The 6,429-nt window shown below is 69.8% G+C and carries 5 protein-coding genes and 2 pseudogenes; all 7 read right to left on the bottom strand.

The window, feature by feature from the left end; all coding sequences use genetic code 11:
• On the bottom strand, window positions 1-709 hold a 709-nt coding region (locus tag I73_RS20935; RefSeq protein WP_022982406.1), incomplete at its 3' end, for an NAD(P)-dependent oxidoreductase.
• A 5-nt stretch (window positions 710-714) separates the two neighbouring features.
• Window positions 715-2,700, bottom strand: coding sequence for a transketolase (locus I73_RS20930; protein ID WP_022982405.1), 1,986 nt, complete (start codon window positions 2,698-2,700; stop codon window positions 715-717).
• Between the two features lie 72 nt (window positions 2,701-2,772).
• A complete protein-coding gene (locus I73_RS20925; protein WP_022982404.1) occupies window positions 2,773-3,786 on the bottom strand; it encodes a TRAP transporter substrate-binding protein in 1,014 nt (337 codons plus the stop codon).
• A gap of 52 nt (window positions 3,787-3,838) precedes the next feature.
• Window positions 3,839-4,588: an SDR family NAD(P)-dependent oxidoreductase gene (locus tag I73_RS20920; RefSeq protein ID WP_022982403.1), complete on the bottom strand. Its 750-nt coding sequence runs from the start codon at window positions 4,586-4,588 to the stop codon at window positions 3,839-3,841.
• 47 nt (window positions 4,589-4,635) lie between these two features.
• A complete protein-coding gene (locus tag I73_RS20915) occupies window positions 4,636-5,640 on the bottom strand; it encodes a transketolase family protein (RefSeq protein WP_022982402.1) in 1,005 nt (334 codons plus the stop codon).
• Window positions 5,637-6,152: pseudogene (locus I73_RS29570) on the bottom strand (transketolase); the annotation flags it as partial. The pseudogene I73_RS29570 and the gene I73_RS20915, both read right to left, overlap by 4 nt.
• A gap of 3 nt (window positions 6,153-6,155) precedes the next feature.
• Window positions 6,156-6,398: pseudogene (locus I73_RS34935) on the bottom strand (cytochrome c); the annotation flags it as partial.
• Between the last annotated feature and the right edge of the window lie 31 nt (window positions 6,399-6,429).

Below are 6,429 nucleotides of genomic sequence, written 5' to 3'. Positions count from 1 at the left end.
AGGCCGCGCGGCCGGTGTTGATGATCAGCGGCCGGCGCTTCATGGCCTCTAACTCGGGCAGGGCGATCATGTGCCGCGTCTGCGATGTCAGGGGCGAATGCAGGCTGATGACGTCGCTGGTCTCCAGCACCTCCTGCCAGGGGGTGTAGAGGCGGCCCTGCCCGCTGCGGCCCTTGTGGGCGGCGAACAGCGGCTGCATGCCGAAGGCCCGGCCGAGTTCGGCCACGCGCTGGCCCAGCACACCCTCGCCGATGATGCCCAGCCGGGCACCGGCCAGGTCGCGGATGGGATGGTCGAAGAAGCAGAACTGCCCGCTCTGCTGCCAGCGGCCGGCCAGCACCGACTCGCGGTAGGCCATCAGGCTGCGGCGCAGCGCCAGGATCAGGGCGAAGACATGCTCGGGCACCGTGTTGACGGCATAGCCGCGGATGTTGGCCACCGCCACGCCCTGGCGGGCGCAGGCTGCCTTGTCCACGCAGTCGGTGCCGGTGGCGGCCACCGCCACCAGCCGCAGCGCCGGCAGCTGGGCCAGCGTGGCGGCCGTGATCGGCACCTTGTTGGTGATGGCAATGGTGGCACCGGCCAGGCGCGCGGCCACCTCGTCGGGTGCCGTGCGGGCATGCTCGACCAGGTGATGCGCGAAGCCGGGTTGGCGCAAGGTGATCTGAGGCGCCAGCGTGGCCCGGTCCAGAAAGACGATGTGTTCCATGGGGCTCAGTGCGTCAGCAAGCGCAGGGCTTCGGCCGCGATGGCGGCGGGGGTGATGCCGAAGCGGGCATAGAGCGCCTCCGCCGGTCCGCTGGCACCGAAGCCGCTCATGCCGATGAAGCCGCCGCGCTCGCCCAGGTAGCGGTCCCAGCCCAGGCGCACCGCGGCCTCCACCGCCACCCGCACCGTGCCCGGCCCCAGCACCGCGGCGCGGTAGGCCGGGTCCTGGGCATCAAAGCGTTCGCAGCAGGGCATGGAGACCACGGCCGTGGGGGTGCCCCCAGCCTGCAGCAGCGCCCGGGCGGCCAGGGCCAGGGCCACTTCCGAGCCGGTGGCCAGCAGGGTCACGGCACGCGGGCCGCCGTCGGCCTCGGCCAGCACATAGGCACCGCGGCGCGACAGGTTGTCAGCACCGGCCGTTGGGCGCACGCGCGGCAGCGCCTGGCGCGCAAAGACCAGCGAGACCGGGCCACTGTGGTGTTCCAGCGCAATCTCCCAGCATTCGGCGGCCTCCACCGCGTCCGCGGGACGCAGCACCAGCATGTTGGGCATGGCGCGCAGCGAAGCCAGGATCTCCACCGGCTGGTGGGTCGGGCCGTTCTTGCCCAGGCCGATGGAGTCGTGGCTGAAGACGAACTTGACCGGCAGGCCCATCAGCGCCGCCATGCGCATGGCGGGCCGCTCGTAGTCCGAGAAGGCCAGGTAGGTCACGGCCAGCGGCAGCACCCCGCCGTGGGCGGCCATGCCGTTGGCCATGGCCCCCATCAGGTGCTCACGCACACCGCAATGGACATAGGCGCCGCTGCGGTCCTGCGAGGTGAAGGCCCGCAGGCGCCGCTTGTGGCTGGTGGGGGCTTCCAGGTCGGCGCAGCCGACCATGCGTTCGGGCAGCAGGTCGGTGAGGCGGTCGTTGATCTCGGCGGAGATCAGGATGCCGCCGGGCGCATCCTCGCGTTCCGTGGCTTCGCGCTTGTAGGCCTGCAGCAGTTCGCGCCAGCCCTCGGGCAGCTGGCCGGCCAGCACGCGCTCGAACTCGGCGCGCTCGGCCGGGGCCAGCGCGTCGCGCCGGGCACACCAGGCCGCATGGGTCTCGGCGCCGCGGCGTCCGGCGGCCCGCCAGGCCTGGCCCACCGCCTCGGGGATCTCGAAGGGGCCATGGGGCCAGTCCAGGTCGCGCCGCGCCGCCTCGGCGTCTTCGGGGTAGAGGCGAGCGCTGTGACCCCCGCGCTGCCCCTGCAGGCGGGCCAGGCCCCGTGCGATGACGGTGCGGCAGGCAATGAGCGAAGGCCGGGGATCGCGCCGCGCCTCGGCCAGGGCGGCGGACACCGCCTCCAGGTCGTGGCCATCGACTTCCACCACATGCCACTGGGCCACGCGGAAGCGTTCGGCCACGTCTTCGCTGATCGACAGGGCCGTGCTGCCATCGTCGGTGATGCGGTTGTCGTCCCACAGCAGCACCAGCTTGCCCAGCTGCAGATGGCCGGCCAGGGAGATCATCTCCTGGCCGATGCCTTCCTGCAGACAGCCGTCGCCGACAAAAGCGTAGGTGTGGTGATCCACCAGGCCGCTGCCGAAACGCGCATTCAGGTAGGCCTCGGCCACGGCCATGCCGAAGGCATTGGCGATGCCCTGGCCGAGCGGACCGGTGGTCACCTCGATGCCATGGGCCGGCGCGTACTCCGGGTGACCCTCACAGTGAGAGCCCAGTTCCCGGAAGCTGCGCAGCTGCTCGATCGGGAAGGCCTCGTAGCCGGTCAGGTGCAGCAGGGCGTAGAGCAGCATCGAACCGTGGCCGTTGGACAGCACCACACGGTCGCGGTCGGGCCAGAGGGGGTCCGCGGCGAGGAACTTCAGATGGCGGGTGTAGAGCGCGGTGGCCACCTCGGCCATGCCCAGCGGCACACCCTGGTGGCCCTCGGTGGCGCGCACGATGGCGTCGATGGCCAGGAAGCGGATCGCATGGGCGAGCTTCGAGGCGGTGGGTTCTGTCATGGAAAAGCCTCTCCGTGCGCCCCCACCGCGGGGTGAGGGCGTGGCGTCATGTCGTCGTCGGGGGAAATGGGGTCAGGCCAGCGCGCCTGCGCTTTCTTCCAGCAGCTTCCAGGCCTCGTCACCGAACTTGGCGCGCCAGTCCTTGTAGAAGCTGGTCTTGCCCAGCGCGACCTTGAAGGCGGCCTTGTCCACATCCACGAACTGCAGGCCCTTGGCGCCCAGGTCCGCACGCAGCGACTTGCTCAGCGCGGCAATGTCGGCCCGCTCGTCGCTGGCGGCACGGTCGAACTCGCGGAACATCACCTCCTGGATGTCCTTGGGCAGGCGCTCGATGGCGCGGCGGTTGCCCAGAATCCAGTAGGCGTCCCACACATGGTTGGTCAGGCTGCAGTACTTCTGCACCTCGTAGAGCCGGGCGGTGGCGATGATGGCCAGCGGGTTCTCCTGCCCTTCCACCAGCTTGGTCTGCAGCGCCGAGTACACCTCGTTGAAGTTGATCGGCGTGGGGCTGGCGCCCAGCGCGGTGAACAGGGTGGAGAGCATGGGGGCGGCCGGCACCCGCAGCTTCAGGCCCTTGAGCGCATCGGGGCTGCTGATCGGCCGGGTGGAGGTGGTGATCTGGCGAAAGCCGTTCTCCCAGGGCTTGGACAGGGTCAGCAGGCCGACCTTCTCGATCTGCGCCCGCACATACTTGCCCAGGCCGCCGTCCATGGCCTTCCACACCTGTTCGCTGTCCGAGAAGGCGAAGCCGGTGTTGACGATGCCCGCAGCCGGCACCAGGGTCGACAGCACCGAGCTGGCCTGGTTGAACAGCTCCACACCGCCATTGCGCACCTGGGACATCAGGTCGGTGTCCGAGCCCAGCTGGTTGGCCGGGAAGAGCCGGATCTCCAGCCGGCCGTTGGTCGCGACCTTGATGCGGTCGATGGCCTCCTGGGCACGCTTGTTGACCGGATGGGTGGGGTCCTGGCCGGTGGCCATCTTGAAGGTGAACTCGGCGGCATCGGCACGGCGCGGCAGGATGCTGAACAGCGGCAGTGCGGCCGTGCCGGCCAGCAGATGGCGGCGCTTGAGGGAAAGGCTCATGTGTGTCTCCTGGTTCTTGGAATGGACAGCTGGGACGCGGTCGAACGCCGCTTCAGTGGATCAGCATGCCGCCGTTGACATCCAGCGTGACGCCGGTGAGGTACTTGGCCAGGTCGCTGGCCAGGAACACCACGCAGCCGGCCACGTCGGTGGGGTTGCCAATGCGGTTGAGCGGAATCTGCTCCAGGATGCCCTTCATGCGGTCCTCGGGGATGAGGCCCTTGTTGATGTCGGTGGCGATCAGCCCCGGGGTGATGGCGTTGACACGGATGCCGTCGATGCCGAACTCGCGCGCCATGGCACGCCCCAGGCCCAGCATGCCGGCCTTGGCCGCCGAGTAATGCGGCCCCCCCAGGATGCCGCCGCCGCGCTGGGCCGAGACCGAGGAGGTGTTGATGATCGAGCCGCTCTTCTGCGCCCGCATGGCCGGCAGCACCGCCTGCGACATGTAGAGCATGCCGCGCAGGCTCACATCCATCACGGCCTCGTAGTCGGCCGCGGTGATGTCCAGCGTCTTGCGCGGCTGGGTGATGCCCGCGTTGTTGAACAGGATGTCGATGCGGCCGCAGCGCTCCAGGGCCTGGGCCGCGGCACGCTCGCACGAGGCCTTGTCGGTGACGTCGGCCACCAGTCCCAGGTGCTGGGGCCCCAGCTCGGCAGCGGCGCCCGCGGGGTCAGCGCCCGCCAGGTCGAGGATGATCACCCGCGCGCCGTGCTCGGCCATCATGCGGGCGGTGGCGAAACCCAGGCCGTTGCGGCCGGCGCCGCCGGTGATCAGGGCTACTTTGTCTGCGAGAAGCATTGTGGTCACTCCAGGGAAGAAGATGGAAAGGGAAAGAACAGGGCCGGTCAGCCCAGCCAGGCCTTGATGCGCGCGGCCAGCGCCTCGCGGCTGATGCCATAGCGCTCGTGCAGCGTCGGCAGGGCGCCGGCGTCGAGGAAGGCGTCGGGCAGGCCCGCCATCTGGAAGCCCGCGGGCTGCACCCGATGGCGCAGCAGGGCGCTGGCCACCGATTCGCCCAGGCCGCCGATCACCGAATGGTTCTCGGCCACCACCACCAGGCGGTGGCGGTAGCGCACCGCTTCGAGGATGGCCGCCTCGTCCAGCGGCTTGATGGTGGGGCTGTGCAGCACTGCCACGTCCACGCCATCGGCGGCCAGGTCCTGGGCCACCTCCAACGCGCGCATGGTCATGAAGCCGCTGGCGATGACGAGCACATCGTTGCCCTCGCGCAGCATCTTGGCCTTGCCCAGCTCGAAGCGGTAGTCGTACTCGTCCAGCACCAGCGGCACGTTGCCGCGCAGCAGGCGCATGTAGACCGGCCCGGCGTGCGCCGCGATCTGCGGCACGGCCTGCTCGATGTCCAGCGCATCGCAGGGGTCGACGATGGTCAGGCCCGGGATGCCGCGCATCAGCGCGATGTCCTCGGTGGCCTGGTGGCTGGGGCCGTAGCCGGTGGTCAGGCCCGGCAGGGCGCAGCACATCTTGACGTTGAGGTTCTCCTCGGCGATCACCTGGTGGATGAAGTCGTAGGCACGACGGGTACCGAACACCGCGTAGGTGGTGGCAAAGGGCACCAGGCCTTCCTTGGCCATGCCGCCGGCCGCGGCCATCAGCAGCTGCTCGGCCATGCCCATCTGGAAGAAGCGGTCCGGATGGGCCTGGGCGAAGAGGTGCAGGTCGGTGTACTTGGCCAGGTCGGCGGTCAGGCCGACGATGTCCGGCCGCGTGGCGGCCAGTGCCACCAGCGCCTTGCCGAAGGGGGCGGCCTTGACGCGCTGTCCCTCGGCGGCGATCGAGGCGATCATGGCCGAGGTCGTCAGGCGGGGCTTCTTGTCGAGGGTGGCGTTCATGCCGTCGCTCCTTGCGTTTGCGATGCGTCCAGCACCTGGAGGGCCTGCTGCCACTCCGGCGGATCGACGCGGATGAAATGGTTCTTCTCGCGCTGCTCCAGGAAGGGCACGCCGCAGCCCATCAGCGTGTCGAAGAGGATGACGCGGGGCCGGGGCTCCGCCAGCTGACGCGCGGCATCGAAGGCGGCACGCACGGCCGGCAGGTCGTTGCCGTTCACCCGTTGCACATGCCAGCCGAAGGCCGCCCACTTGTCGGCCAGCGGCTCGAAGCCCATCACCTGGCCCGAGGGCCCGTCGGCCTGCTGCTTGTTGATGTCCACCAGGCAGATCAGGTTGCCCAGGCCGTGGTGGGCCGCGCCCATGGCCGCTTCCCAGGTCGAGCCCTCGTCAAGCTCGCCGTCAGACATCGAGTTGTAGACGAAGGCCGGGTTGCGCTTGTGGCGCAGCGCCAGCGCCATGCCCACGGCAATCGCCAGGCCCTGGCCCAGCGCTGGAGCGGCTGATTCTGCCCCTGCTCAATGCAGGCCGGCCACGTAGTCGGACACGGCCTTGATTTCGGCGTCGCTCATGCGGCCGGCGATGTCCATCATCTGCGGGCTGTTGGTGCGGGCGCCGCTGCGGAAGGTGGTCAGCTGGGCCTCCACATACTCGGCATGCTGGCCTCCCAGACGCGGGTACTGTGCCGGGATGCCGGCACCGCTGGGGCCGTGGCAGCCGGCACAGGCCGGCACCTTGCGATCGGCGATGCCACCGCGGTAGTCTTCTCACCCAGGGCCACGGGTCCTGTCT

It is taken from the genome of Ideonella sp. B508-1 (genome assembly GCF_000333615.1).
Taxonomy (GTDB): Bacteria; Pseudomonadota; Gammaproteobacteria; order Burkholderiales; family Burkholderiaceae_C; genus Ideonella.
The sequence above is the reverse complement of the archived record's forward strand: the minus strand, read 5'-3'. Positions and strand labels throughout refer to the sequence as shown.

Bases quoted from the DNA above. Each gene is read 5' to 3' on its own strand.
- I73_RS20925 (WP_022982404.1), bottom strand. From the start codon at position 3,786: ATGAGCCTTTCCCTCAAGCGCCGCCATCTGCTGGCCGGCACGGCCGCA.
- I73_RS20915 (WP_022982402.1), bottom strand. From the start codon at position 5,640: ATGAACGCCACCCTCGACAAGAAGCCCCGCCTGACGACCTCGGCCATG.
- I73_RS20920 (WP_022982403.1), bottom strand. From the start codon at position 4,588: ATGCTTCTCGCAGACAAAGTAGCCCTGATCACCGGCGGCGCCGGCCGC.
- I73_RS20930 (WP_022982405.1), bottom strand. From the start codon at position 2,700: ATGACAGAACCCACCGCCTCGAAGCTCGCCCATGCGATCCGCTTCCTG.